Raw genomic sequence first — 26,790 nt, 5'->3', positions numbered from 1 at the left:
TCCAAGGACGCCATAACGTTGAAAAAGGAGTTTCATCATGAGCCCCATCCCCACGTTCCAAATCCGCCGTCTCATCCTCACCCCCCTTGAACTGACGGATGCACCGGCGATCCAACAGCTATTTCCCCATTGGGAAGTGGTCCGTTACCTGGACAGCCGCGTGCCCTGGCCTTACCCGGATGACGGCGCGCTGACGTACGTGCGCGACCATGCGCTCCCCGCTATTGCAGCCGGACGCGAGTGGCACTGGATGATCCGTATTGCCGAAGAGCCGACACAGAGCATCGGCAGCATCAGCCTCTACGACCAGCCCGGCAACAACCGTGGTTTCTGGCTGGCGCCGCAATGGCAGGGAAAGGGCTACATGCGCGAGGCTTGTGAAGTGATCAATGCCTATTGGTTTGAAGCGCTGGGGCGCCCTGTCATGCAAGTGCCCAAGGCAGTGGGCAACCTTGCTTCGCGCAGGATTTCGGAGCGCGAAGGCATGCGCCTGATCGGGACGCAGGAAGGGGATTTTGTCTGTGGGGTGTTGCTCAAGGAGGTCTGGGAGATGACGCGTGACGCGTGGCTTGAAAGGAAGGCCAAACCTGGAGCGCATTGAACGGAATCAAGCTTCGTCATCATGAGTTTCATCGTCGACATTGATCAAGGAAGAACACATGCAACCGTCACTCAATCGAATCATGCTGTACGTCCGGGACGTTCAAGCGACCTGCGATTTTTATGAGCGTCATTTCAGTTTTACCAGTGAAAGAAAAACCGATGACCGCGTCACCGAATTGAGCCCTGCAAACGGTGGCGCGATCCTGATGGTTCACCCGGCAGGGAGGGCCGTTAAAACAGGGCAAGTTACCGTAAAGCTTGTCTTTGATCTCCAGGATGTCGAGGGTTTCAAGGCAAAGTGCCTGGCCCAAGGCCTGAAGTTTGGCGCTACGCACAGGGCGGACGGTTACTCTTTCGCCAACGCCAAGGACCCCGACGGTAATTCCATTTCCATCTCCAGCAGGGCGTTTGCATGCCGCTGAACTTTCAAAAGATGCATGCCAATGGCGATGACTTCGTTATTGTCGATTCGCGAAATTCGGCCAACCCGGTGACGAGTGCCATGGCCCAGCGAATGGGGGATCGGAACTTGGGCGTGGGCTTCAACCAACTCGCGGTGTTGCTCGATTGCGACGATGCCGATGCGCGCGTGATGTTCTGGAACGCGGATGGCTCCGCGCTGGACGTTTGCGGCAGCGCAACACGGGGAGCGGCGGATATGCTGATGCGCGAAGCAAATGTTGCTTCGGTAGCGCTGCGCACCAACCGTGGTCTGCTCACGTGCGAGCGTACCTCAACCGGCGACATTTCCGTCGACATGGGTGTGCCACTTTTCGGCTGGTCGGACATCCCCTTGGCGCAAGCACTGGACACCGCTGTGTTGCCACTTGCCGGCAGTCCAGCCGCGTGCAGCATGGGTAATCCGCACTGCACTTACTTTGTGGGAGATTTGGCAACCGTTGATATCGCGACCATCGGCCCGGCCATCGAAACCCACGCGCTATTCCCACTCAGGACCAACGTTCATTTTGTCCAGATCATTGATCGCACGCATATTCGGTTGCGCATCTGGGAGCGCGGTGCAGGGATTGCACTGGGTTCAGGTTCTTGCTCGTGTGGCGCGGTTGTTAATGGAATTCGTCGTGGTTTGTTGGACAGCACCGTCGAGGTTGAATGTGATGGTGGAAGCGTGACGGTTCAATGGGATGGCGTGGGGGCGGTCTTTCTTATCGGGCCGGTGGAGGCGAGTTTTTCGGGGACGATGAGTCAAGCTTGAGTTGGTAGGCGTTTCTATCCTGGAGCAGGGATTTACGCCCCAAGCCGGTGGCCGTTGCGACTGATGATTCCAGACGGCTTGGAACAGGCAGCCAGCCGTGAGCATGCATTGATTCAACCCGAGTGAAGGTAAGCGCGAGGTGATCTGCGCGTTGATTGGATTGGTCATTGCCATCCTGACCAAGCGTTCGACCGTCAATGTCATATTCATCCTTTTGGAATCGGTCCGGTCCTGGCGCCCCGACAGATGTTTGAGCAAAATCAGGTGAGCCAAGGCACCAAGCGCATAGATCTCAAGGACGCCCAATGATATTGCAAAGTCGGCCAGTGAAGGCTGATGACATCAAGACCCTCTGCAGCTTTGCGCAGGACGCTCGGGAACTGTTCTATATGTTCCCGAAAGCCCAATACCCCCTGACTGAGGCTCAGCTGTCTGACGCCATCGCTCAACGATTCGATTCGACGGTCATCGAGGCTGGGAACCGTGTCGTTGGTTTTGCTAACTTCTATCGGGCTGAAAAAGGTGGGGTTTGCTGTATCGGCAATGTCATCGTTGCCCAAGAGGCACGAGGTAAAGGCGTTGCAACCTTTCTTGTGGAAACGATGACGGCCCTGGCGTTCGACCGTTATGACGCCACTGAGGTGCAGGTATCGTGTTTCAATGAAAACACGGCAGGCTTGCTGCTTTATCCAAAGCTGGGCTTTTTGCCCTTCGCTGTTGAAGAGCGAGTTTCTCCAGACAGTCGTAGAACCGCACTCATCCATATGCGTCGCGGTAGAACGGGCCGCCCCTAGATCCTTTTGAGCGGCTACCGCCAGAAGTGCCTGAAAACCCAAGCCCATCCCAACGCGACTGATTTACAATACCGCATCTTCGACAGAGGCCGGTATTTCGTGGATGCGTTTTCCCTTGTCTATCAACACCTGAGCGCATGGGTGATCGCCCCCATCACCCAGCAGTTCCTCGACATCTTCAACTTGAACGGTCGGTTCGGAGTCCTGTTTCTCTGCGCTTCCTACGGTGTCGCCTATGGCCTGTTCCGTTTCAGAAAACACCGCCGCCTGACTGACGCTCGTTCGTTCTGGCAATTCATCGGTGGTCGTGGGGTGTACCTGCATCGTTCGGCGTTGCTGGACTATCGCTACTACTTCGTCCGGGCGATTCTCAAGATTGCCTTGGTGTTGCCCATTGTTCATCTGGTCGATCCGTACATCCTGCGCTCCGGGGATTACCTGGCTTTTTTCAGCAACCTCTGGGGCGCGCGTCCGCGCCTCGGTGAGAATTTTTCGCTCGCGTTGCTTTATGGGCTGGGGGTGTTCCTGGTGAAGGATTTCGTCCACTACTGGGCACACCGGGCGTTTCATTCGCGCTGGCTCTGGGCGTTTCACAAGGTGCATCACTCGGCGCCCGTGCTGGTGCCGGCCACCGCGAGTCGGATGCATTTTGTGGAGAAAATCGTCGAGAAGCTCGGCATCACCGCCTGCCTGGGTCTTTTCGCGGGTGGCTTCTGGTATGCCAGTGGTGGTGAGATCAGCCGCTACACGTTGTTCGGCGTGACGTACCTGGTGTTCATTTTCAATAGCCTGGCGGCCAACCTGCGTCACACCCATGTCTGGCTGTCCTTTGGTCCGGTGCTGGAACATGTGCTGAACAGTCCGGCCCAGCACCAGATCCACCACAGCGATGCACCGCGTCATTTCAACCGCAATTTCGGCGTCAACCTGTCGCTGTGGGACTGGATGTTCGGCACGCTCTATGTCACCAGCACGCAGCCTGAGCACTTGCGTTTCGGCACCGGAGAACAGGACCACCAGCGTTACTTGACGGTGTATAGCCTGATTGTCACGCCTTTCGTTGAAACTGCCCGCAAGTGCCTGCCCGCGTTTTCATATCAACGCCAACACGCCACAATGCGCCCAACGCCTGCCATCGGATCAGCGAGTGCTGACGCGGGCGAGGTTGAGCGAAAATCCAGCAAGGAACGCCCATGAATTTCTTCAAGAAGCTCTTCGGTTCATCGAAAGCCCCTGAAACCCAAGACGACCAGCCCGCGCCGCAATCCCACGAGCTTGGCGACCTGACCGAGGCTGAAGCCGCCAATCTGGCCGTCCGGGAAGCCGGCGCAGCGTGCCTGGATCGTCATTGGAGCGCTGTTGGCACGGTCGAGCGGGATGTCCTTGCCTACCTGATCAGCCCGACCTTTTCCGGCGGCCCTTACTGGCCTTCGACCCGCCAGGCCTACCGCGTGGTTCGTCGTGGCGACACGATCATTCTCGCCACTGAAGGCCTGTCCGATCCATTCGATGATACGGAAGGAATGGGCAACGGCTTCGAGATGGAATTGTTCGTCGAAACCGCGGATATCCCCGAGCACGCCTATGGTCCTGTGGGGGAGGTCGATCCTTTCAAGCGCAGTTGGGCTTTCGAGCTGCTGGAGCACGTCGCCAAAACGGTGGCCGACGCTGGCGGCATCACCCACCAACTCGACCAATACGGGACGCTATCCCTTGAACTGCCAGGGCTCAGCCAATCGCACCACATGGGCGATCAACTGCCCAAGCTCTTCGTGACCGATGACGACTCCACCGGCGTTCTACTCGGCGCCCCGGCGCCGGATTTTCCTACCCAACTGGATGACATGCCCTTGTCCCCGGTCAGATTGGTGCCGGTGGTATTGATTACGGCGGCGGAGCTGGAGTACGTGCGTTCGGGAGGGCGAGCGGCGCGGGAGGATCTGGTGAGTCGTTTGAAGGCGGCGGGTGTTGGGCATATGAGCAGCTTGCATCGGGCGAGTGTGGTGTGATGCTGGAGCCGGTCATCGAACCTGGCGGTATCCCTTTGGCCTCCTGCTGACTCTTTCAATCCCATCTTCAAGGACGAACCCGTGACCGCATCCCCCGCCAAACTCATCTTCCTGCCCGGCGCCTCGGGCAACACCCAGTTCTGGCATCCGGTCGCTGAACGCTTGGCCCACCCGGCGCAGCAAGTACACATCGGCTGGCCCGGTTTTGGAGACACGCCGCCTGTGCCTGACGTGACCGGCATGAGTGACCTGGTGGCGCGTGTGCTGGCCGAGATCGACCGACCCACAGCGCTGGTGGCGCAATCCATGGGCGGTATCGTCGCTGTGCTCGCAGCACTTGAACGCCCTGAGCTGATCACCCACCTCGTGTTGACCGTCACCTCGGGCGGGGTGGACATGTCGGCGCTGGGCGCACACGACTGGCGCCCGGATTTTGCGGCGGCCAACTCGACACTGCCGAGTTGGTTTCTCGACGACCGCACCGACCTCACGTCTCGCTTGATCGAGTTGCGCATGCCGGTCCTGCTGCTCTGGGGCGACGCTGATCCGATCAGCCCCGTTCGTGTTGGCCAGTACCTTGCCCAGCTGTTGTCCCGCGCTGAACTGCACGTTTTTCCTGGCGCCGATCACAGCCTGGGCTTCACTCACGCAGATGAGGCGGCGAGGCTGATCGAGAGACATCTGGCGAGCGAGTAAGCGGAGCACTTGTTATCAAAGTGTCGGACTGATTGTGCGGCGCGGCGTGTTTCAAGACCTCCAGGACCCAATACCTTTTTCGAGACATCAATGACTGACTACCGCGGACTCATCCTCGAACACACCCGTGAAGGCGCCACCGAGCGTGCCATCACGCAACTGGAAGCCAGCCTGGGGGCTCGCTTGCCGGACGACTATCGCCAATTCCTCAAGACCTGCAACGGCGCCTATGTGGAATACGATGTGCTGGCGACCCTGGCCAATGGCGATGAGGAACTGCTCAGTTTTTCACTGTACGGGCTGGACCCGGACAAAGAATATGAATCCAACCCCTTTGAACTGGAGCAACTGCGGGCCCAGCCCGGTTTCCCCGCAACGGGATTGTTGCCGATCGGTCGCGACGGCGGCGCGAGTATCTTGCTGCTGGACCTGCGGGAAGGGCGCCAGGACGTGGCGGCGATGGTGGCGGGCCTACCTGCCTGGACCGGTCGCCGTCAGCAGGGCGATGAGTACGTGGTGCTGGCGGATTCTTTCAATGGCTATCTGGATTCGCTGCATTTATCGCAAGAGCGGATCGAGGAGCATATCAATCACTTCATCATTAGCCCTGAGAGTATTGAGGCGACGTTGGAGTGGTTGGATAAGGGCAGTTCGGGGTGGCGGGAGCGGTATCGGGAATTGTGGAATGCGAGGGTTGTGGATCGGTTGATTTGAAGACTGATTGGGTGGATGAATTCCGGTCTTGTCCCCTGGAGGCTGTTTACCTCTACTTCCCAAGTCGTCGCCACCAATCGGCAGCATTACGGGCGTTCGTAGCTTTTTTAAAGACTGCGGATCTTGGCGATGCTTCCAGATAAAGCCGGCCTTCATCTGGAAGCAGAGATATAGGTAAAAACGACCTGTTGATTCGAGCAGAATTATCTTGGCTGTCTTGCCTAAGGCTTCAGGCAACAATGTTAACTTTCGATAAGCTATGAGCGATGCAAGTGGGCGCTATAGACACGAAGCGGCCTTGGTCAGCACAGTAGCTGTAACTTCGATCTTCAGTCAGCAAGGACATCTCATTGAACGACTCTGAACATGTGAAAGAACTGTGCGCCCGTTTCAACTCCGGAGAACATCTGAAATTTACGTTTTTCTGGGGGCACCAGCGCAGCAAAATTGCCGTTACGGCTTCGTGCTTCAGCCAATGGTTCGAGGCCGGGTTCATTGTCGAGGGGCAACATTACCCGACAGCCGAACACTTCATGATGGCCGAGAAAGCGGCCTTGTTCGACGATCAGGAAATTCGTGCGCAGGTGCTCCACGCACCTACTCCTAATGCCGCCAAGGCACTTGGCCGCAACGTGCGCGGATTCGATGATCAGGTTTGGCTGCAACACCGATACGACATCGTCGTTCGAGCGAACCAGGCCAAGTTCTCTCAAAATCCGCAGTTGAACGAATATCTTCTACAAACCGGTTCGAGCGTTATTGTCGAAGCCAGCCCGGTTGATAACATCTGGGGTATAGGGCTCGCACAGGACAACGCGGATGCGAACAATCCGAATCTGTGGAAAGGCTTGAATCTGCTGGGATTTGCGCTGATGCAGGTGCGGGACGGGGAGTAAGTTATCCCTTCGCCGCTTGAATCCAGTCCTCAGTCGAGACGCTCGATGGCGCGTGCAAGATTTGCGTGTGCCTGCTGCTCGAATGCGTCGAAGTACGCTGCGGTCGTATAGATCCGCCCGCGCGCCTGGAATCCCTCCAGGACCTGGCGCCGCTTTTGGCGGTACACAGGCAGAGGCACAAATTGGTACTCGTGGCGAATCTGTTGGTCGTATTCCTCGAACCGTTCGAACGACGCTCCAAGGATCGCCAGATCCGTGTCCACCAACACCGCTTCGTCTGCCGACTTCGGGGCGCCATCGTGTCGCGTCACCATGATCAGGTCGTAAAGCCTGCGTCGCGTTTCATCGCCCAGGCCGCTATCACGTGCCACGTCGTCCAACCATTGCGCGCTACGCAGCTCGTTGTCGCTGCGAAGGGGCTCGTAGATCGCGTCATGGAACCACAGCGCGAGGTCGATTTCGGCGGGGGCCTGGCAGGCCGCATTGACGAATCGGCGCACTTGAAGACATTCCTTCAGGTGCTGGAGGGTGTGGTAAGCGCGATGCGGCTCGCAGTAATGTCGAATGAGTTCTTCGTACGTCTCTCGTGACGCGCATACGACGCCAAGCTCGGCCCAGACGCGAGCCCAGGCGTCGAAATCCGTGCCATCAACTGCGTCGAGGTCGCCCTGTGGGCTGGCCGGGAATAGACCGTTCTCTTCTGGCGAACCCGTCATCGTTTCTCCTGCACTTCAAAAATGAAAAAGATAATTATTGAGCATCACCCGCCGGCGCGTCGTCGGCATCGTCTGCTGGCGCTCCGTAAGGTGCGCCAATCTCGACCCGATCAGCCTTTACCCAACCGGTATAGTCGTCGCCGCTCTTGGCGATGAAGTTCACTTCCAGCCATGATTCGTCTTCAAGGCTGGAGTAAACGGTGAGAGAGTCGCCGGGGATTACGAAAATCTTCTTATTGGCACAGGCTTCATCTGGCGCTTCGTGGAAATGCAGGCGCCCAGTGCCAATGACCTTGCCTTGCACTGACGGATGAAACTCAGGCACCGTTCCGGAGATCTTTTCCGCCAGGGCCGAACAGTTGACAGCGGCCTGGCTCAGGCTGCTGAAAAGGCACAGGCACAATAAGCTTGAACGCAGATACATCGTGGCGAATCCGTTTGGGGTGGAGGCGTAGGATAGTTAAGTCAGAAACTATTGGGAAAGAGACATGAAAAAAGGGGACTGGAAAAAGTGCAGAAAGAGGTGCTCATCTGCAAATACCCTGCTATCCAAACCATCCACTCAGCAACACCGCGCCCAACGCGACTAACGCGGTATTGAGACAGACCAGCGTGAAGCCAAACCTTACCAGTTCGCCTTCCTCCTTGGCCTGGGTCTTGGCAAGTCCCAGGATCAGCATGACAACCGACAGCGAGCCCAGCGCTGCATGCCCTGCCGAGCTGTTCTGGACGGCAGCCAACAACAGGCGAGAGGATTCGGGCAACATCGCGATGGCCGGCATGAAGATCGCGTTGCCGCCAACATTCGACCCCGTCATGTAGCCTGACAGCGCGCCAAACAGGGCAACCAGTGACGTCGCGGCGGCGGGCGACAGGCCCGCCAGCATTTGCATCAAGCCCGCGAGGAAGCCGGCCTTCACCATCATCTGCGACATCGCGAGGAAGAAGAAAATGGTCAACAGTGGTCGCTTCGCCCGCGCCACCAGCGCAGCAGGCATACTGACGTCGAGTGCTGTCTGGCGTTGTGTGTGGCGCGTGTGAAACCCTAGCCCGATCAGCACCAGAACCAGTGCCAGGCCTGGTGAGGAGAGTGGCTTCCAGGTGACCTGAGCGCCCTGTACAACCCAGTGATCCTGCCAGGAGGTGATCGCCCACACCATCTTCAATGCGACAATGCAGACAATCAGCACCAGATACGGCCATGCCTGACGCGGCCATTGCACTGCACCGCGCTCGCTATCGTTGCGGCGCAAGCGCCACAGCCCAGCAGAGAGTACCGCTGCGGCCGTCACCAGGCCCGCGGCCACGCCGGCCACTTCCGGCCCCAGCCACCGACTGGCACTGTAAAGCACGCCAACAAACAGCAGCCAGAAAGCCCCCAACGCCCTCCATTCCCGCGAGTCACGAACGCCTGCAAGAGATAGCGCGATTGCACTGAGGACCAAAAAAACCGGTGCGCTGGTCAGTGCCGAGGTCGATGCCAGCGCGGTTGCGTCCAAGTGAACCAACGAAGCACCAATGACCGATGCCAGGCCCAGTGTTCCCCAGGGCATGATTGCCATGCCGGTCAGTGCTATTCGTAGCGCGATCCGACGCTCGAAGAGACTGAGCAGCAGGGGCACCGTGGCGATCAACGACACGCCGAAGCCGGTCATCGCTTCGAGCAGCGGTGCCAGTCCAAGAACGATAAACACGACTTGATCGCCGCGCCCAAGCCCCAGTGACTGCACCCATCGGCTAAGCGCCAGGTTGACGCCCATGCGCTCGATAAAAATCACGAAGACCAGACCTGGAACGATCACGAAAGCCGTACTTGCAAACAGCACGGCCGTATCTTGAGCGGCGGCCACCATACTGCCTAGGCGCCACGCGTCTGCAGCGCCGGCGAGCCAGAGCACCAGGACCAATGCAGTGCCTGCAATGGCGGCGTGCATGGGGGCCGGCGCAGCACGACAAGCATGGCTGTAACCAACAGGACAGGGGAAAGATGGAACAGTGCGAGCATGCCAATAATATCCTGTGTGTGTTCCGACTAAGGCTGCGTACGCAGACTGCTGGCAAGATAATATTTCTCTTGTCTAGATAAAGGGGCGCGGTTTTCTGTTAGTTTTCGAGAAAATTTCTCACGGGTTTACCATGGCCAAAAACGACGCAGCACTTGAATCGTTGGACAAATTCGACCGGGCCATCCTGGACCTCGTCCAGCGCGACAACACGATGCCGCTGCGCCTCATGGCCGAGCAGGTCAATCTTTCCACGGCCGCCGTTCAGCGCCGCATCAAGCGGATGGAAGCGGGGGGCGTCATCACGGGCAACGTAGCCATCGTGGATCCCACCGCCGTAGGACGGCCGATCACGATCATTGTCGAGGTGATGGCAGAGCGCACCAGCATCGAGGCACTGGAGGCGATGAAGGCACACTTCGCGGTGCCCGAAGTTCAGCAGTGCTACTACGTCACCGGCGAAGTGGATTTCGTCCTGGTATTAACCGTTGCCAGCATGAACGAATACCAGGCGTTGGCGCGGCGATTGTTTGCCGAAAATTCCAACGTGACCTGGTTCAAGACAATCGTGGCGCTGGACCGTGTGAAAGTCGGGCTTAATGTGCCGAGCATGCCTGTGGGGATCGTCATCTAGCCTTCTTATCAAGCTCTCCAGGTGATTGCGCCAGAAACGCCGCGATCAGCGATACAACCTGCTGCTGAATCACCCCACGAGCACGGCCGCCATCCCCATCCTGACAAATAATGCCATCTCCCGGCACGTGCTCTTCGAGGATCTTCTGCGCACCAGGTTTGCACATCGACATGAAGCTGAAATGGCTTGCGTCTTTGATCTCGACATAGCGGCTTGTCGCCGAGGGCAGGCGCTTGGCCAGGTTGGCAGATTCCAACTCGGCGGGAAGCTCTCGCGACGGTACACCGGCCGCGATCACCAGGGCGGGGACAGGCAGCGTGACCAAGCTTTTATCGGTCAGGCCCCGTGAAAGGCCCAGGTCCAATGTCACCACCGCAGTGATGCGTTTATCACGCCAATCGGCGGCCAGTTCGGCCTTTGATTCAGCGGTGCTGGCGGGATTCATCTGTTCGTAAACGGTGCAACTGGATAACTGCGAATGGGCTTTGCAGTCTTGGGCGAAGCGCTCTGGGTCGAAGCGAGCGCCGGCGATTTCCAGGGCGGTCCAGCCGCCGAGTGAATGGCCCACGGCTGCAATTCGTCCATTGGCGACCCGGCCAAATTTTTCAGGTTGAGTCGTGACCGCATCAATGACCCGACGCAGATCGACGGGCCGCTGCCATAACTGCGCCGCTGCTTGCGGGCTGCGGTCATGGGTGGTGCTGCCGGGGTGGTTGATGGCGGCGACGATGTAACCCTTCTGGGCCAAGGCACTGGCCAGCCAGATCTGGTTGCTCCAGTTACCCCGGTATCCGTGGGAGAGCACCACCAATGGGTGTTCGCCGGCAGTGGGCGGCGCGTTACGCACGGCAGAGGCGCCGACAAACACCGCGTTATCGGCGATCAGTTGCGCGGTTTCGGTGGTTGCGCTGGGGTACCAAACGACCATCTCCAGTGCGCGGCCATTGTGCGGATCCAGGGTGGAAGATTGGAAACCGATGGGGTTTTCGTCAGCAAATGCGATGGTCGTCAGGCAAGCCAACAACAGGGCGCCGAAAGCTGTTTTCAATGTCGTTTCTTCCTTGATTAGACGAATGATGGGGTCGATAAGCACGGGCATTAAAGCTCAGATTCGAACCGCTGCGCATAACTTTTATCGACTAAAAACCTAGCCCCCGAAAGCAAACTCCGAGGGGGCGAAGCGGTCGCTGGTGTCCATACGAATATTGCGCAGCGCCACGGTTTCCAGGTGTGACGCGTAGAGCGACTCAGAGAAATAGCTGATCAGAATGGAACGACGGCGTGCGCCGATCACGTTCAGGCTGCCCGCGTGTACCAGGTCGACATCGAACACCAGGATGTCACCGGCAGAGCCTGAAAGCTGTACGGCGCGTGACTCGTCATTGAAGTCGAAGGGTGGGGCGCCCGGCTCAGGTCGATGGCTGCCGGGGACGATCCGTGTCGCGCCGTTCTCGGGGCCGTAATCGTCGAAAAAAGCCAGGGCGATGGCGATGTCGCCTGGCCGCTGGGCTGACAAGTCGCGGTGCAGTTGTTGGTGGCCGTTACCCGCCAGGGGCTCGCGTCCTTCCACTTGGGAGAGAAAGAATCGCTCGCCGATCAACTCACCTGCCACCGCCAGTAGCTGGGGTAGACGACATACGGCCTGAATCTTCGAATCATCGTCCAACATCGAATAGCGCCAGTCCATGCCGCGGGGCACTGGCCATTGGTCTGACGGACGTACACCTGCATCGAACACGGCACGAAGGTCGGCCAGCCACTCGGTCGGGATTGCTTGACGGAGCAGGGCGTAGCCGTCTTGGTGGAGTTGTTTGTGGTCAGGCATGGTTTTTTCGACTTCCTTGTGCGGACCTTTGGAAGGCTAGTATGCAAACCAAAGTGGGACCACCAGCCCTTGATGAGTCAGGGGCTCTGTAGGAGCTGTCGAGTGCAACGCCGTTCAAGCGGGAGCAAGCTCTCGTGGAACAAATTGCAACCATGTGATTTTTAAGGCTGAAAATACATATCGATCGTTCCCACGCTCCTGCGTGGGAATGTCGCCAGGGACGCTCCGCGTTCCGCTTCTGGAAAGTGACGCAGAGCGTCACGGGATGCATTCCCACGCAGAGCGTGGGAACGATCAAAAATAGATACCTCGTGGACGTCGCTCTAGTTCCCTGCGCGACAGCGCAGCGTCGAAGACGTGGCGGGGACTCCTCGCCACAGGTTGTCGGCTTGCAGGCTTATTTGGCGGGCATGCTTATAGAGTGGAGCCTACCGGTGCCGTATCTAATCTTAGGGCAATCACATCCATCACGTCGCACCCATCACGCAGTGGGATGCAGCAAAGCTGCGCCAGATCTTGCAAGGTCGCGGGTTCGATGGTCTGTTCATCGCGCATCGCCAAATTCTCCAGGAATTGGGTGGCGGCACGGATTTGGTAGGCTGCTGAGTCGAGCAGGATGTGCAGCGGGGCGGTGGTATCGACGTAGAGGGGGTGGTCGACGGCGTTGCTGGTAAGGCCCATGTATTGATTCATAAGTAAGCACCACTGGATAGTTTTTGCCCACTGCGGGTCACCAAACCCGGTCGCCATCTGGGCGACGGCAAAACTATAGACAGACGCCCCCACAAAAACGACGCAATAGATGGATAGGCAGGCCAATTCCCAACGATATGTAGGACCTTTCTGTAGCCCCACCCCCCATTTTCGCCTTTCATCCCCCATTTGCCCCCCCGACGCATCCCACAATCCAATCGCGCATTCCCACCCGGCGCGGGATAATACGGCCCTGCTTGGGGTCACAAGCTTTTCCCCTCGTTGGTATTGGCGGCTCAGAAGGATCGAACGCAATGACAGATTGGCTCCAGAGCTATGGAGAAATGGCTGAGCGGGTTCGCCGCCATCCTTGGGAGGACACGCCGCTCGGGCCGCCTGCCCAGTGGCCCGATGTATTGAAGACCACCGTGGCGCTGAGCCTCGCCTCGCATTTTCCCCAGGCCATCGTATGGGGGCCGGACCTGATTACGTTGTACAACGATGCGTTCCTGCCGATCCTCGGCAGCAAGCCCGAGGCGCTGGGGCGGCCGTTCAATGAGGTTTGGCAGGAGGTCTGGAGCGATATCGGGCCGATCGTGCAGGGCGCCTTCGATGGGCAAGCGACCTTTATAGAGAACTTCCCCCTGGTCATTGAGCGCGGCGGCGGTCCTGAGCAGGCTTATTTCACCTTCTGCTACAGCCCCATCCGTGACCAGTTCGGCAAGGTCGTGGGCATGCTGGATACGGTCACCGAGACCACGTCCACGGTGTTCATGACCCAGCGCCTGGCCGTGCTGGATGCCATCGGCAATGCCGTGGCAAACGCCACCGACCCGCAGAGCATCATGGCAGCCACCACACGGATCCTGGCGGCGCACCTGAACCTGTCCAACTGTGCCTACGCGGACATGGATGAGGACGAGGACGGCTTCACCATTCGTGGTGATTGGGCCAGGGTGGGGTCGCCGCATATCCTTGGGCATTATCGACTGGCTGATTTTGGCCGACTGGCGGTCACTAACCTGCGAACTGGCAAGCCGCTGGTGATCAACGATAACCTCAAGGAGCTGGCGCCGGAGGAAGCGGCGACGTTCCAGGCCATTGGCATCGCGGCCACCATCTGCGTGCCGTTGATCAAGGGCGGGCGATTGACCGCGCTGATGGCGATCCACGATAAAACGCCGCGAGTCTGGTCATCCAACGACCTGGCGCTGTTGATGGAAGTCACAGAGCGATCCTGGGCCCACATCGAGCGTGCCCGTGCCGACGCTGCCGTGCGCGAAGGCCTGGCGGCCCTGGCCGAATTGAACGCGACGCTGGAAGAACGGGTCGAGGAGCGCACCACGCGCTTGAAACAGACCGAAGCGGCGCTGCGCCAATCGCAAAAGCTCGAAGCCATCGGCCAGCTCACCGGCGGCGTGGCTCATGACTTCAACAACCTGCTGACCATCATTCGTTCTTCGGTCGACTTCCTGCGCATGCCCAGCCTGTCCGAGGAGCGTCGGCAGCGCTACATGACGGCGGTGTCCGAAACCGTGGAGCGCGCCTCCAAGTTGACCAGCCAGTTGCTCGCGTTTGCCCGACGCCAGCCGTTGAAGCCGCAAGTCATCGATGTGGGCAAGCAAGTGCAGAGCCTGGGGGACATGCTGCAAACCGTCACCGGGGCGCGGATCCAGGTCCATGTCGAGTTGTGCGATCGGCCCTGTTACATCCGGGCGGATCTGAGCCAGTTCGAGACCGCGCTGATCAACATGGCCCTCAATGCCCGGGATGCCATGAATGGCCAGGGTACGCTGTGGCTTCGGCTCAGTTGCGGCGGTGGCATGCCGCCGATCCGTGGTCATGCCGGGGCCGGGCAATCCTTTGCTGCCATTGCCTTGGCGGACACCGGTACCGGTATTGACTCGCCAGTGCTCGAGCACATCTTCGAACCCTTCTTCACCACCAAGGAAGTGGGCAAGGGCACGGGGCTGGGCTTGTCCCAGGTGTTTGGCTTTGCCAAGCAGTCCGGTGGCAACGTCGATGTTTCGACCGTGGTGGGCGAGGGCACGGTGTTCACCTTGTACCTTCCAGAAGTGGCGCCCGAGAAAAACCACGAGCCGGTCAAGGAAGAACTCACCCACCTGCTGCCGGAAAAGGGCAAGTGTCGGGTGTTGATCGTGGAAGACAACCTGGAGGTGGGGCGTTTTGCCAACCAGATCCTTCAGGACCTAGGCTACGAAACTGCCTGGGCGACCAACGCCGAAGAAGCGCTGGAAATGGTCGGTCCGGATGCGATGGCATTCGACGCGGTATTTTCTGATGTGGTGATGCCGGGGATCAGCGGCATTGCCCTGGCCAGGGAACTGCGCCAGCGGCGCCCGGATTTGCCTGTGGTGCTGACCTCTGGTTACAGCGAAGAGTTGGCCCACAGCGGCCATGAGGGCTTTGAATTCTTGTCCAAGCCCTATTCTGCGGATCAGGTTTCCCGGGTTCTAAACCGGACTATATTGGGGGCTGAATGAGTGTTTCCTTTTTGAAACAGTGAGTTCCATTCGTCGGCCAAGGGCTTTGTTGAATCAACAGTCTGTTGATGACCGACTAGTCTCATTGTCGTGAAGGTCGATATTGTCAGGCAACCGGTTGTTGCCGGTATGGGCCTCGATGAAGGGGAAAGGCAATGGGAGCACCGTATAGCGAGGAGAACACTGCCGCGTATCCGATCAATGAAGGGTTGCAGTGTGGCCAGTCGGCCTATCATGCGGACTTCGGTGACGAGCCGATCAAGTCCATCAGGACGAAGGTGGCCAAAGTGCAGCGAGGGGAGAAGGCCAAGTTCTTGCCCAGGGTCCCGGTCAGAAAGTGACGGCGGATCGTGGTAGGGGAGCTTGCTCCCGCCGGGCTGCATAGCAGCCCTTTTTTTTGATCGTTTTTTTCATTCCCATGCTCCTGCGTGGGAACGTCGCCAGGGACGCTCCGCGTTCCGCTTCTGGGGCCTCTCTACATAAATATTTTTCATCTTTTCTCAACTGGCATTTACTTTCACGTTTCTTTCACAAGCAGGTACGTACTCTCAGCTCATCCGTTAGAAAGCAGTACCTGCCCGTTTCCCCAGCGGGCTTTTTTTTGCCTGTCATAAAATAAACCCCCGTTTTGTTGTCCAACCATCATGGCTGACGCTGTCTGGCGTAAACTCGCGCCCGCGCGCACCGGCCATTTCTCCCCGATGCGGCATTTTTGAGGTTTCTATCATGCGTTTGACTTTGTCCACCTTGGTACTGGGGTTGGTGGTTGCCCAGGGCGCGATGGCTGCCGGCGACGGTACCGCCGCGGTCGGCGGTGGTCTGGGCGGTGTATTGGGCAACGTGGTCGGCCAGCAGATGGGCGGCAGCACCGGCGCCGCGATTGGCGCGGGCGTTGGCGGCGCAGCCGGCAGTGCCGTAGGCGCTCGCAAGGGCAGCCGCACCGAAGCGGCCATTGGCGGTGGCTTGGGGTCGGCCGGTGGTTCGGTTGTCGGTAACCGTCTGGGCGGCTCGACCGGCTCCACCATCGGCGCAGGCATCGGCGGCGCGGCGGGTGGCGCGTTGGGCAGCAATCTGTCCAATGACAACGACCGTCACTCCAGTGGCAAGAAGTACAAGCACAAGAGAAAGCATCGTTAAGCGGATGCTTGGATGAATAGACCCGGCCTTGTGCTGTGATGCTGTTCATCTGGAAAAAACGGCGCTTCTTTCAGAAATGGGAAGCGCCGTTTTTTTTTGCTTCTTTTGATGCCCAAAGCAAGCGCAACAGACAGCTCCAGCCGCTATGCAACCGCACCACCGCCATCGCGAGCAAGCTTGCTCCCACATTGGGCCGCAGTGAACATAGAACTCATGAACACCCGAGATCACCTGTGGGAGCAAAGCTTGCTCGCGATGAGGCCAGCAAACCCAACATCCATGTGACTGAGCCACCGCCATCGCGAGCAAGCTTTGCTCCCACAGATGTGATGGGTGTATGACCGGGAGAACCAGGTCGGCTATCAGGCCGCCACACGGTGGCCCACGGAGCAATGCTTGTGTTCAGGCACACCGAGCCTAAGCGAGGTGCCGAGTGGTGGGCATAAAAGCGTTTTGCTTACTTTTGACTGGGCCGGCTTCCGGGCTTTTCAAACGTGAGCCGCCGTCAGGGCGGAACCATAAGTCGCCGTTACCAAAAAAACGGATATACACTCCAACCTGACCCCCCCAAAAAAACGGCAAATCAAAATCTCCGGAACGATTGCCATCCCCCCGCTTCGAACTCATACATCCATCAACAATTGCGAGGTGTACCATGACGCCGCAAACGCAAGGCCAGGAAGAACAAGACTCCTCGGGCGCACCTGTGGTCAATGACCCGGGCAATGAAGACCCCGGTTCCCTGATGGATGACGCCCAGGTTCCCTTGATCGAGGAAGATGAAACCCCGGAATACCCGCTGCCTTCGCCCACCAACTCCCTGAGCCGCGACCAGCGTCCACCCGATGACGATGCGGGCGTCGAGCAGGTACCCAGCGACGATGAGGATGTCGAAGCGACCCCGGATGACCCGGACATCGCCGGTGACGATGCCTCCGGCAAGCCGAGCTGATCGCAGGTCCGTCTGTCGATTCAGCGGCACCATCGTCCCGCCACGCGTGCCACACATCAGGTAAGGATCTTGAAAAGGAGACTCACCATGATGAAGTCCAACATGACAGCGCTGACACTCGCCGGGATTCTTTCGCTCAGTTCACTGGCTGCCTTGGCAGAATCTTCGGGCGGCACGCCCCCCGTGGACAAGGGCGGGATGCCCCCCTCCTCAGAAATGGAGGCCGGCTCCAACTCCGGTGCCAACGGTAACGCCTTGCCCCCGGGCTCCGTGAGCGGCGGCAACGGCGGCGATGCCAACGGCAGTAGCACCAGTCCCGGCACCGGGAGCGGTTCGATGAGTGGAGGCAGCACGATGGGCGGTGCCGACGCCGGCGGTGGGACCAACGGAGGAACCGGTACCAGCGACAGTGGTGCCAGTGGTTCGGGCTCTGGCAGCTCGGGCCAATAGCCGTCCCACCATCATCCGGCATCGATCTGCTTTTGTGACGAGGGCGCTTGCTCCCGCTCGGTTGCACCGTAGGAGCTGTCGAGTGCAACGAGGCTGCGATCTTTCCCCTGTCAATTGAGTCCTGAGCGAGAGATCAAAAGATCGCAGCCTCCGGCAGCTCCTACAGAGCGCAACCCAGCGGGAACAAGCTCCCTCGTCACGGACCCCGTCCATAGATTTCCCATTGCCGGTTCCAAGCCCCCTTCGTTATCCTGCTGAATCCTTTAAGGCGAACACGCTGCCCTGGCCGCACCTGAGCCATCCCTGGAATGTTGTGTTGATAACGGATCAGATGCGATGAATGCACCCCTGAAAGAGTTTGGCCCGATCAAGGCTGTGATTTTCGACATGGATGGGCTGTTGCTGGACACCGAGGGGATCTACACCGAGGTCACGTCCATCATCGCCGAGCGCTACGGGCGCACGTTCGATTGGAGCGTCAAACAGAACATCATCGGGCGCGGGGCCACGGACCTGGCCAATTACGTCGTTCAGGCGCTGGAATTGCCGATCACCCCCGAAGAGTTCCTGGTCATCCGCGAGCCCTTGATGCGCGAGCGTTTTCCTCATGCCCTGGGGATGCCCGGCGCCGAGGAACTGGTGCGGCATTTGAAGGCCCACAATGTTCCGATTGCGGTGGGCACCAGTTCGTCGAGCCCCACGTTCGCACTGAAAACCACCTTGCACCGGGAATGGTTCGCACTGTTCGACTTCATCGTGACGGCGGATGACCCTGAGGTCGGCGCGGCGAAACCGGCGCCGGATATCTTCCTCACTGCTGCCCGGCGCCTGGGTGTCGAGCCGCGCGACTGCCTGGTGTTCGAGGATTCGCCGTTCGGGGTGACTGCCGCGAAAGCCGCCGGCATGACCGCCATTGCCATTCCGGATTCGGCCATGGCGGATGAAAAGTACGCCCACGCCGACGGGATCATTCGCTCCTTGAAAATGTTCCAGCCCAGCCTTTGCGGTCTGCCGGAGTTGGAGTGGGCCTGACCCCATCGCGCTACACAACAAAACGCCGGTCATGGTTAAAGCCATGACCGGCGTTTTTTCATGCCTGTATCAGGCGCCGAAACCACCGTCGATGGTCAGGCTGGCGCCGGTGATGTAACCGGCTTCCGGCCCTGCCAGGTAGGCGACGAAGCTGGCGATTTCATCGACGTTGCCGTAGCGCCCGACAGCCATCAGCGACATCAGGCTGGAGGCGAATTCGCTGTCGGCCGGGTTCATGTCGGTGTCCACCGGGCCGGGCTGCACGTTGTTGACGGTGATGCCGCGTGGGCCGAGGTCACGGGCCAGGCCTTTGGTCAGGCCCACCAGCGCGGCCTTGCTCATGGCATAGGGCCCGCCGCCGGCGAAGGGCATGCGGTCGGCGTTGGTGCTGCCGATGTTGATGATCCGGCCCCCTTCGCCCATGTGCCGCGCAGCGGCCTGAGTGGCGATGAACACGCTGCGCACGTTGATGGCCAGGGTCTGGTCGAAATCTTCGAGTTTGAATTCATCCAGCGGCCCTATCGCCAGCACGCCAGCATTGTTGACCAGGATGTCCAATCGGCCAAAAGCCTCGACGGTGGCCGCGACGGCGTTACGGATGGCCTCGGCGTCGGCGCTGTCTGCCTTGATCGCCAGGGCCTTGCCGCCTGCAGCGGTGATGCTGTTCTGCAGTTCTTCAGATTTTGCGCCAGAGCTGACGTAGGTGAAGGCTACGGCGGCGCCTTCTGCTGCCAGGCGTTTGACGATGGCGGCGCCGATGCCGCGAGAACCGCCCTGGATCAAGGCGACTTTACCGCTCAGTGCTTGGTTACTCATGATGATCTCCAAAAAGTGCCGGGGCGAGATGCCGCGGTGATGGGGCGAGTATCAAGAAGGTGCCGTGGGCTGTGTAGACCGTCATTGCTATAGTCTGTCTAAACCAAAAGTTTAGAGTGAGGCTCATGGAGACCTTCAACAGTATCGAATGCTTCGTGCGCAGTGCCGAAGTCGGCAGCTTTGCCGAGGCGGCGCGACGTCTGAGCGTGACCCCGGCCGCGGTGGGTAAAAGCGTCGCCAAGCTGGAGGCGCGAATGGGCGTACGCCTGTTCCAGCGTAGCACCCGAAGCCTGAGGCTGACCGAAGCCGGCCAGTTGTTCTTGGGGGAAGTCGGTAGCAGCTTCAACACCATCCAGAACGCCGTCGCCAACCTGGCCAGCGCCGGCGGGCAACCGGCGGGGACGCTGAAAGTGAGCATGGGCACGGCGTTCGGTCGATTGTATGTCGTGCCGTTGCTGGGGGAGTTTCTGCGACGTTATCCGGCGATCAACCCCGACTGGCATTTCGATAATCGCCAGGTGGACCTGATCGGCCAGGGCTTCGATGCCGCCATCGGCGGCGGTTTCGAGCTGCCCCAGGGGGTGGTGGCGCGCAAGTTGACGGTGGCTCATCGGGTGCTGGTTGCATCAACGGACTATCTGCAAGCGCATGCCGCCGTGACAGAACCGGAAGATCTGTCACTGCATCAAGGCATCCTGATTCGCTCACCACAGACCGGGCGGGTGCGTTCCTGGCAACTGACCAGCCGCAATCGGGAACACAGCCCGCTGACGCTCAAGACGCGCATGACCATGAGTGATTCGGAAGCCGACTGCGCGGCCGCCGCCCAAGGGTTGGGCATCGGCCTGGTGAGCATGCCGATCGCCGTTCCCTTCCTGGAAAACGGGACTCTGCAGCGGGTGCTGCCGGACTGGTATGTCGACGATGGCAACATATCCATCTACTACGCCGAACACAAACTGTTGCCGGGCAAGACCCGGGCGTTTGTGGATTTCATCATCGAGCAGTTTTCCGAGCAGGGGTTGGCGCGGCGGTTCAGTGCGGTTTGAGCCGGGCTTGGAATCGAGTTGGCCCCAATCGCGAGCAAGCTCGCTCCCACACTGGTTTTGTAGCGACCACACATTTCGTGATCGCCAAAAATCCCTGTGGGAGCGAGCCTGCTCGCGAAGGGGGCACCTCAGTCTAAAACCGTGAACTCACCGCCCAAACCGCCCCGGCCAGCCAATGATGGTCTTGGGCCGAGGCGTCGCGTAAGTGCGTACTTTCGACGTCGACAACCCCAGCCGCACCAGCGCTTCGGCAATGGTCACCGCCGCCGTCACCCCATCGACCACCGGCACGCCGGTGCGCTGGCGGATCTGCTCGTCGAGCCCGGCCATGCCGCCGCAGCCCAGGCAGATCACTTCGGCCTTGTCCTGGCTCACTGCCAGTTCAGCCTGTTGGACGATGGCTTCAATCGCCCGTTGCGGATCCTGCTCCAGTTCAAGCACCGCCAAACCACTGGCCCGTACCGAGGCGCAGCGGTCGAACAGGCCGGACAGCTTGAGCCGGTCTTCGATCAGCGGCACGGTGCGGTCCAGGGTGGTGACCACCGAGTAAGCGTGGCCGAGGAACATGGCGGTGCTGGCGCCGGCATCGGTGATGTCCACCACCGGCACGTTGAGCAGTTCCTGCAAGCCTTCACGACCGTGTTCGCCATAACCGGCCTGGATCACCGCGTCGAACGGCTGGTCGTAGGACATCACCCGGTCCATCACCGCGATGGCCGCCAGGTAACTTTCAAAATTGCCCTCGATCGAGTCGGCACCGAAATGCGGCGTGAGCCCGACGATCTCGGTGCCCGGCGCGGCGACGGCCTGGGCCTGGCGGGCGATGGCCTGGGTGATGGATTCGGTGGTGTTGACGTTGACCACGAGAATTCGCATGAGCTGTCCTCCTTAACACATAAAAATAAGTGGCCCGAACCTGGCGGGCCGCTTGAGCAATCAATGATTGACGTTATCCACAGCGATGGATTCGCCGCTGACGTCCTCGTAGTACGGCTGGCGCTTGGCGATGATCAGGTACAGCAGCCCTGCAATCGAAGCGCCAATCAGCCAGGAGAATGGTGAAACGCTGTCAAAACCAGGCACCAGCGCCAGGATGATCGCGATCAGCGCCGCTGGAATGAACGCTGCCACCGCCCGCAGGTTGACTCCATTGCTGTAGAAATACGCCCCGTTTGGGTCCTCGCTATACAGTTGCGGCACGTTGATGCGGCCTTTTCGCAGCAGCCAGTAGTCGACCATGATCACGCCGTACAGCGGCCCGAGCAGGGCGCCGAGGCCGGACAGGAAATACACGATCACCAGCGGGCTGTTGTAGAGGTTCCACGGCAGGATCAGCACGGCAATGGCGGCGCTGATCAACCCGGCGCGGCGGAAGGTCAGGTATTTGGGCGCCAGGTTGCTGAGCACAAAGGCCGGGGCGACGAAGTTGGCCATGATGTTCACCGCCACGGTGACGATCAGGAAGGCCAGGCAGCCCAACACGAGGAAGAAGGTGTTGGGGATCGAGGCAATCACCTGGGTCGGGCTTTCAATGATTTGCCCATTGATCTGGAACTGCGCACCGCAGAGCAGGATGGTGATCCCGGCAAACACCAGGATGTTCACCGGCAGGCCCCAGAAATTGCCGACGACGATGGTCCGGCGGCACGGCGAGGAGCGGGCGAAGTCGCAGAAATTGAGAATCAAGGTGCCGTAGATCGACAGCCACAGCGCGCCACCGGCAAAGATATTGCGCCACATCTCGCCTCCGGTCAGCGGTTCGCGGATCGACCAGGCAATGGTGGCGTCGGCCTGGGTATACATCCAACCGGCCAGGGCGGCGACAGTCACCAGGATCACCGGCCCGGCAAAACCTTCGTAGCGGCGCACTGTTTCCATGCCGTAGGCCAGGATCACCAGTTGCACGAACCAGATCGCCACGAAACACACCCAGCCCAGGCTCGACAGGCCGAGGATCGAGTCGTGGTCGTAGTCGGCGAAGCTCGGGTGGATCGCCACCAGCAACACCCGGAACACCACCGACGCCAGGTAGGTCTGGATACCGAACCAGGCAATGGCGATGACCGCCCTGATCAAGGCCGGAATCTGCGCGCCATGGATCCCGAAGCTGATCCGGCTGATCACCGGGAACGGCACCCCGGTTTTCTGGCCCATGTAGCCGGACAGGTTCATGAAGCCATACACCAGCGCCGCGCCTATCCCGAGGGACAGCAAGATCTGCCAGCCACCCAGGCCCAGGGCATAGAGGCCGATGGCGAAGGAGTAGTTGGCGATGTTGTGCACGTCGTTGGTCCACAGGGCAAAGATGCTGTAGCGACCCCAGCGTCGACCTTCGGCCTTGGTCGGCGCCAGGTCTTTGTTGTGCAGCCTCGGGCTCAGGGCCAGGGACGCGGCAGTGTTGTCGTCGAGGGCCGTGGTGGTGGAGGGCAGATCCAGCGCGATGTTATTGGAGAGACTTGTACGCATTCCGGCAGGCTCCTGATTCTCGGCGCAGCGATGACTGTGCATGAGCGCGGAGCTCGACAAATCTTCGTCGCGGCGGGCGAGCATCATTGATTACGGGGCATCTGCAGCCTGTACGGGATAGGGCGCTTCAGGCTTGCGGATCTAAAGTGTGTGTATGTTTTATATAAGTTGTATACAAAACACGTGTCGACTAAAGCCAGATCTATGCCACTTACGGATCTATTCGAAGAAGCACTAATTTCGTTTTGTTATGATCGTTAAGTAACTAACTGAAATACCGTGATTTAAAACTGACCGTTTAAACAGGTATTTATTTTTTGGCGAACGCCAGTGGAGTTGGAAGGGCAGGCGAGGCGGGAAGGTGTGTGTAACCTTTGGGGGCAGTAACGTAATAAGTGCACACAAAAATGCCACTTGTAGTGACATTTTTGTGTACAGGGTGCGGCGGACGCTTAGACGGTCTTGGATTTGGCGATGATGTTACCGGCATGCAGCCCGCATTCTTTCTGCGTGGCTTCTTCCCACCACCAACGGCCTTCGCGCTCGTGCTGGTTTGGCAGCACCGGGCGGGTGCAGGGCTCGCAGCCGATGCTGATGAAACCGCGTTCATGCAGGCTGTTGTAAGGCAGCTCCAGCATGCGGATGTAACCCCAGACTTCTTCGCTGGTCATCTGCGACAGGGGGTTGAACTTGTACAGGGTACGCTCCGGAGTGGAAAACGCCGTGTCGATTTCCAACACCGCCACCTGGCTGCGGGTGCCGGGGCTCTGGTCGCGGCGCTGGCCGGTGGCCCAGGCGCGGACATCGGTCAGTTTGCGCCGCAATGGTTCGATCTTGCGGATGCCGCAGCACTCGCCGTGACCGTCCTTGTAGAAGCTGAACAGGCCTTTTTCCTTCACGAAGGGTTCAAGTTTCGTGTAGTCCGGCGAAACCAGCTCGATGTCGATCTTGTAGTGCTCGCGCACCTGGTCGATGAAACGATAGGTTTCCGGGTGCAGGCGGCCGGTGTCGAGGCTGAACACCTTGACGTTCTTGTTCAGTTTCCAGGCCATGTCCACCAGCACCACGTCTTCGGCGCCGCTGAAGGATATCCACAGCTCGTCGCCGAATTCGGCGAAGGCCAGTTTGAGGATGTCCTGCGGGGACTTGTTGGCATAGGTCGTGGCGAGTTCCACGACGTCAAACGATGGGCTCATCAGGGCGGTTTCCTACAGGTCGGTGGCGCTGGGCGCTCTATATGGGGCTGATGGTAACAAAAGCTGTCGGGGCTGGCGCGTTCCTGTGCGTTGCGCAGGCTTCGACGAATGGCTAGAGTCGGCAAGCCTTTTGTTCGCTCAACCGATAAACATCAGAAAAAATGGGAGTGTCTTGTGGAAATTGCCTGTCTCGACCTGGAAGGTGTACTGGTCCCGGAGATCTGGATCGCCTTCGCTGAAAAAACCGGGATTGACTCCCTCAGGGCAACCACTCGGGACATTCCCGACTACGACGTGCTGATGAAGCAACGGTTGCGCATCCTCGATGAACACGGCCTCAAGCTTTCCGACATCCAGGAAGTCATCGCCACCCTCAAGCCGCTGGACGGCGCCATAGAATTCGTCGACTGGCTGCGTGAGCGCTTCCAGGTGGTGATTCTTTCCGACACGTTCTACGAATTTTCCCAGCCGTTGATGCGCCAGTTGGGCTTCCCGACGTTGCTCTGCCATCGCTTGATTACCGATGACAGCGGGCGGGTGACCGGCTACCAGTTGCGTCAGAAAGATCCCAAGCGCCAGTCGGTCCTGTCCTTCAAGAGCCTGTACTACCGGGTGATCGCGGCGGGGGATTCCTACAACGACACAACGATGCTGGGCGAAGCCGATGCGGGGATTCTGTTCCATGCGCCTGAAAACGTGATCCGTGAATTCCCGCAATTCCCGGCGGTGCACAGCTTTGCCGAGTTGAAGCAGGAATTCCTCAAGGCTTCGAACCGCAGCCTCAACCTGTAAACCCAATCCCCTGTGGGAGCGAGCTTGCTCGCGATAGCGGTGTGTCAGTTAGCACAAAGGCTGCTGACCCAACGCAATCGCGAGCAAGCTCGCTCCCACAAGGTCTTGTGTCAGGCCTGGGGTCTGTTCAGAGGTTCTGCAAGGTTTCCAGCAGCACCTTCACCTTGGTAATCGACTCCTGATACTCGGCCTCCCAATCCGAGTCCGCGACAATCCCGCCGCCGCCCCAGCAGCACACCTGCCCATCCTTGACCAGCAGACTGCGGATGGCGATGGAGCTGTCCATTTCCCCGCGCACGTCCAGATACAGCAACGAGCCGCAATACAGGCCGCGTCGGGTCGGTTCGAGTTCGTCGATGATTTGCATGGCGCGGATTTTCGGCGCGCCGGTGATCGAGCCGCCGGGAAAGCTGCCGGCAATCAGGTCGAGGGCGTCTTTACCCACAGCCAACTCGCCGGTCACGCTGCTGACCAGGTGATGCACGTTCGGGTAGCTTTCCAGGCTGAACAACTCCGGCACCCGTACCGAGCCGATGCGGCACGTGCGGCCCAGGTCGTTGCGCAGCAGGTCGACGATCATCAGGTTTTCCGCCCGGTCCTTGGGGCTGGCCAGCAGCTCGGCGGCGTGGGCCGCGTCTTCGCTGGGTGTTGTGCCGCGGGGCCGGGTGCCCTTGATCGGCCGGGTTTCCACCTGGCCTTCGCTGACCTTGACGAAGCGTTCGGGGACAGGCTCAGCACCGCGCCGCCATCGGGCAGGCTCTGGAAGCCGGAAAACGGCGTCGGGCACGCCGTCCGCAGCGCCTGGTAAGCGGCCCAGGCATCGCCCTGGCAGGGCGCGCGGAAGCGCTGGGCAAAGTTGACCTGGTAGCAGTCACCCGCCTGGATATACGCCTGGATACGTTCGAAGGCCTGTCGATAGGCTTCGGCGCTGAGGTCGGGGGTCATCGGTCCTTCGAGGCTGAAGACGCCAACGGATGTCGCAGTCGGCTGGCTGAACAGCGCGATCAGGCGCTGGCGTTCGCCTTCGCCACAATGAGGGTGGAACACCAATTGGCTGGTGCCGGCCTGGTGATCGCTGACCAGCGCCCAGTCGTACACGCCAAAACGCGCGTCGGGCAGTTGCAGGTCGTCCTTGGCGTGGGACGGCAAGGTTTCGAGGTGTCGGCCGAAGTCATAGCTCAAGTAGCCGATCAGGCCGCCGGCAAAGGGCAATTGCACCGTGGTCGGTAGTTCCGCGTCACCTAGCTGCGTCAGTTGAATGCGCAGGCGTTGCAGGAAATCGCTACCGCTTTCGTCCGGCAACACCGCCAGTTGCGCCAGCGGCCAGGCGCTGAGCAGGTCGTAACGCCCACGTTCGGCACTCGGCCGGCCACTGTCGAGCAGCACGCTGCCAGGGGCATGACGGATCGCCGCGAAATACTCGGCAGGGTTGGCGCGGTAGGGCAGCGGGTGTACGGAGCAGGTTGGCATGGGCGGGGCAGGTCAGCCGTTCAGGCGGGGGAGCGATTGTAATCCCTCTGTAGGATTTGCTCCTAGAGGGATGTCGGAGATGGGCAAGTATGGGGTTATCGAAGATATTAGGGTGTGAACACTCTGT

General features: G+C 59.6%; 27 protein-coding genes and 3 pseudogenes. 18 read left to right on the top strand and 12 right to left on the bottom strand.

The genetic code is table 11. The annotated features are described in order from the left end of the window. Positions 1 to 37 precede the first annotated feature (37 nt). From KI235_RS21295 to dapF, 3 genes are read left to right on the top strand one after another with little or no spacing between them, the layout of a single operon-like run. Positions 38 to 601, top strand: coding sequence for a GNAT family N-acetyltransferase (locus KI235_RS21295; RefSeq protein WP_027911474.1), 564 nt, complete (start codon positions 38 to 40; stop codon positions 599 to 601). Between the two features lie 58 nt (positions 602 to 659). Further along, complete coding sequence (locus tag KI235_RS21290; RefSeq protein WP_212795288.1) at positions 660 to 1,025, top strand: VOC family protein; 366 nt, start codon at positions 660 to 662, stop codon at positions 1,023 to 1,025. Then, positions 1,016 to 1,819: a diaminopimelate epimerase gene (dapF, locus tag KI235_RS21285; protein ID WP_039013627.1), complete on the top strand. Its 804-nt coding sequence runs from the start codon at positions 1,016 to 1,018 to the stop codon at positions 1,817 to 1,819. Before KI235_RS21290 ends, dapF begins: the two co-directional genes overlap by 10 nt. Before the next feature lie 33 nt (positions 1,820 to 1,852). On the opposite strand, the pseudogene KI235_RS30695 reads toward dapF, so the two are convergent. Beyond that, a pseudogene (locus tag KI235_RS30695) lies at positions 1,853 to 2,023 on the bottom strand (nucleotidyltransferase family protein); the annotation flags it as partial. A gap of 101 nt (positions 2,024 to 2,124) precedes the next feature. On the opposite strand from KI235_RS30695, the gene KI235_RS21280 reads away from it, so the two are divergent. From KI235_RS21280 to KI235_RS21255, 6 genes are all read left to right on the top strand, one after another. Then, positions 2,125 to 2,613, top strand: coding sequence for a GNAT family protein (locus KI235_RS21280; protein WP_039013625.1), 489 nt, complete (start codon positions 2,125 to 2,127; stop codon positions 2,611 to 2,613). A gap of 99 nt (positions 2,614 to 2,712) precedes the next feature. Continuing rightward, a complete protein-coding gene (locus tag KI235_RS21275; RefSeq protein WP_003204126.1) occupies positions 2,713 to 3,810 on the top strand; it encodes a sterol desaturase family protein in 1,098 nt (365 codons plus the stop codon). Then, on the top strand, positions 3,807 to 4,622 hold the full coding sequence (locus KI235_RS21270) for a suppressor of fused domain protein (RefSeq protein WP_003204125.1): 816 nt from the start codon (positions 3,807 to 3,809) through the stop codon (positions 4,620 to 4,622). The genes KI235_RS21275 and KI235_RS21270 overlap by 4 nt, the downstream gene beginning before the upstream one ends. An 81-nt stretch (positions 4,623 to 4,703) precedes the next feature. Then, positions 4,704 to 5,318: an alpha/beta fold hydrolase gene (locus KI235_RS21265; RefSeq protein WP_003204123.1), complete on the top strand. Its 615-nt coding sequence runs from the start codon at positions 4,704 to 4,706 to the stop codon at positions 5,316 to 5,318. Between the two features lie 90 nt (positions 5,319 to 5,408). Beyond that, entirely contained in the window at positions 5,409 to 6,032 is a 624-nt protein-coding gene (locus tag KI235_RS21260) for an SMI1/KNR4 family protein (RefSeq protein ID WP_212795287.1), read from the top strand. 350 nt (positions 6,033 to 6,382) lie between these two features. Beyond that, positions 6,383 to 6,928, top strand: a complete 546-nt coding sequence (locus KI235_RS21255) for an NADAR family protein (protein ID WP_003204120.1) — start codon at positions 6,383 to 6,385, stop codon at positions 6,926 to 6,928. A gap of 29 nt (positions 6,929 to 6,957) precedes the next feature. On the opposite strand, the gene KI235_RS21250 is transcribed toward KI235_RS21255, so the two are convergent. The 3 genes and pseudogenes from KI235_RS21250 to KI235_RS21240 all read right to left on the bottom strand — a co-directional run bounded on the left by KI235_RS21250 (position 6,958) and on the right by KI235_RS21240 (position 9,649). Beyond that, positions 6,958 to 7,644, bottom strand: coding sequence for a hypothetical protein (locus KI235_RS21250; RefSeq protein ID WP_003204117.1), 687 nt, complete (start codon positions 7,642 to 7,644; stop codon positions 6,958 to 6,960). A gap of 34 nt (positions 7,645 to 7,678) precedes the next feature. Continuing rightward, positions 7,679 to 8,068 carry a hypothetical protein gene (locus KI235_RS21245; RefSeq protein WP_003204115.1) on the bottom strand — a complete coding sequence of 130 codons (390 nt, stop codon included), beginning with the start codon at positions 8,066 to 8,068 and terminating at the stop codon, positions 7,679 to 7,681. Between the two features lie 121 nt (positions 8,069 to 8,189). Further along, a pseudogene (locus tag KI235_RS21240) lies at positions 8,190 to 9,649 on the bottom strand (transporter). Positions 9,650 to 9,780: 131 nt separating this feature from the next. Between KI235_RS21240 and KI235_RS21235 the strand changes: the two are divergent. After that, positions 9,781 to 10,281 carry an Lrp/AsnC family transcriptional regulator gene (locus KI235_RS21235; RefSeq protein ID WP_057451178.1) on the top strand — a complete coding sequence of 167 codons (501 nt, stop codon included), beginning with the start codon at positions 9,781 to 9,783 and terminating at the stop codon, positions 10,279 to 10,281. Here the strand turns inward: KI235_RS21235 and KI235_RS21230 are convergent. The 3 genes from KI235_RS21230 to KI235_RS21220 form a co-directional block, all read right to left on the bottom strand. Then, the gene (locus KI235_RS21230; protein ID WP_003204109.1) at positions 10,274 to 11,329 is read right to left on the bottom strand and encodes an alpha/beta fold hydrolase; all 1,056 of its coding nucleotides are present in this window, start codon (positions 11,327 to 11,329) and stop codon (positions 10,274 to 10,276) included. The two genes, KI235_RS21235 and KI235_RS21230, sit on opposite strands and share 8 nt — an antisense overlap. A gap of 99 nt (positions 11,330 to 11,428) precedes the next feature. Continuing rightward, positions 11,429 to 12,106, bottom strand: coding sequence for a phytanoyl-CoA dioxygenase family protein (locus KI235_RS21225; protein ID WP_003204107.1), 678 nt, complete (start codon positions 12,104 to 12,106; stop codon positions 11,429 to 11,431). 414 nt (positions 12,107 to 12,520) lie between these two features. Beyond that, complete coding sequence (locus KI235_RS21220; protein ID WP_013693962.1) at positions 12,521 to 12,799, bottom strand: hypothetical protein; 279 nt, start codon at positions 12,797 to 12,799, stop codon at positions 12,521 to 12,523. 314 nt (positions 12,800 to 13,113) lie between these two features. On the opposite strand from KI235_RS21220, the gene KI235_RS21215 reads away from it, so the two are divergent. The 6 genes from KI235_RS21215 (at position 13,114) to KI235_RS21190 (ending at position 18,874) form a co-directional block, all read left to right on the top strand. Then, positions 13,114 to 15,303 (top strand): response regulator, encoded by a 2,190-nt coding sequence (locus KI235_RS21215; protein WP_003204102.1) that lies wholly within the window; start codon positions 13,114 to 13,116, stop codon positions 15,301 to 15,303. A 726-nt stretch (positions 15,304 to 16,029) separates the two neighbouring features. Beyond that, positions 16,030 to 16,440, top strand: a complete 411-nt coding sequence (locus KI235_RS21210; protein WP_003204097.1) for a glycine zipper domain-containing protein — start codon at positions 16,030 to 16,032, stop codon at positions 16,438 to 16,440. Positions 16,441 to 16,478: 38 nt separating this feature from the next. Beyond that, a complete protein-coding gene (locus KI235_RS21205; RefSeq protein ID WP_155252629.1) occupies positions 16,479 to 16,781 on the top strand; it encodes a hypothetical protein in 303 nt (100 codons plus the stop codon). A 404-nt stretch (positions 16,782 to 17,185) separates the two neighbouring features. Then, on the top strand, positions 17,186 to 17,392 hold the full coding sequence (locus KI235_RS21200; protein ID WP_027911463.1) for a hypothetical protein: 207 nt from the start codon (positions 17,186 to 17,188) through the stop codon (positions 17,390 to 17,392). An 87-nt stretch (positions 17,393 to 17,479) separates the two neighbouring features. Next, positions 17,480 to 17,842, top strand: coding sequence for a hypothetical protein (locus KI235_RS21195; protein WP_003204092.1), 363 nt, complete (start codon positions 17,480 to 17,482; stop codon positions 17,840 to 17,842). Positions 17,843 to 18,178: 336 nt separating this feature from the next. Next, entirely contained in the window at positions 18,179 to 18,874 is a 696-nt protein-coding gene (locus tag KI235_RS21190; RefSeq protein WP_003204089.1) for an HAD-IA family hydrolase, read from the top strand. A 69-nt stretch (positions 18,875 to 18,943) separates the two neighbouring features. Here the strand turns inward: KI235_RS21190 and KI235_RS21185 are convergent, their stop codons facing one another. Further along, a complete protein-coding gene (locus KI235_RS21185) occupies positions 18,944 to 19,690 on the bottom strand; it encodes a 3-oxoacyl-ACP reductase family protein (protein WP_003204087.1) in 747 nt (248 codons plus the stop codon). 125 nt (positions 19,691 to 19,815) lie between these two features. Between KI235_RS21185 and KI235_RS21180 the strand changes: the two genes are divergently transcribed. Next, entirely contained in the window at positions 19,816 to 20,739 is a 924-nt protein-coding gene (locus KI235_RS21180) for a LysR family transcriptional regulator (RefSeq protein WP_003204082.1), read from the top strand. Between the two features lie 147 nt (positions 20,740 to 20,886). Here the strand turns inward: KI235_RS21180 and KI235_RS21175 are convergent, their stop codons facing one another. From KI235_RS21175 to KI235_RS21165, 3 genes are all read right to left on the bottom strand, one after another. Continuing rightward, positions 20,887 to 21,615 (bottom strand): aspartate/glutamate racemase family protein, encoded by a 729-nt coding sequence (locus tag KI235_RS21175; RefSeq protein WP_003204081.1) that lies wholly within the window; start codon positions 21,613 to 21,615, stop codon positions 20,887 to 20,889. 60 nt (positions 21,616 to 21,675) lie between these two features. Further along, complete coding sequence (locus KI235_RS21170; RefSeq protein WP_003204080.1) at positions 21,676 to 23,205, bottom strand: NCS1 family nucleobase:cation symporter-1; 1,530 nt, start codon at positions 23,203 to 23,205, stop codon at positions 21,676 to 21,678. A 452-nt stretch (positions 23,206 to 23,657) separates the two neighbouring features. Next, a complete protein-coding gene (locus KI235_RS21165) occupies positions 23,658 to 24,401 on the bottom strand; it encodes a phosphoadenylyl-sulfate reductase (protein WP_013693959.1) in 744 nt (247 codons plus the stop codon). Positions 24,402 to 24,575: 174 nt separating this feature from the next. Here KI235_RS21165 and thrH point away from each other — a divergent pair, with 174 nt between their 5' ends. Next, positions 24,576 to 25,193 carry a bifunctional phosphoserine phosphatase/homoserine phosphotransferase ThrH gene (gene thrH / locus KI235_RS21160; protein WP_003204075.1) on the top strand — a complete coding sequence of 206 codons (618 nt, stop codon included), beginning with the start codon at positions 24,576 to 24,578 and terminating at the stop codon, positions 25,191 to 25,193. Positions 25,194 to 25,320: 127 nt separating this feature from the next. On the opposite strand, the pseudogene pabB reads toward thrH, so the two are convergent. Further along, positions 25,321 to 26,663, bottom strand: a pseudogene (gene pabB, locus KI235_RS21155) (aminodeoxychorismate synthase component I). Positions 26,664 to 26,790 lie beyond the last annotated feature (127 nt).

The organism is Pseudomonas sp. St386 (genome assembly GCF_018325865.1).
Classification (GTDB): domain Bacteria; phylum Pseudomonadota; class Gammaproteobacteria; order Pseudomonadales; family Pseudomonadaceae; genus Aquipseudomonas; species Aquipseudomonas brassicacearum.
This window is presented reverse-complemented; position numbering and strand designations above follow the sequence as displayed.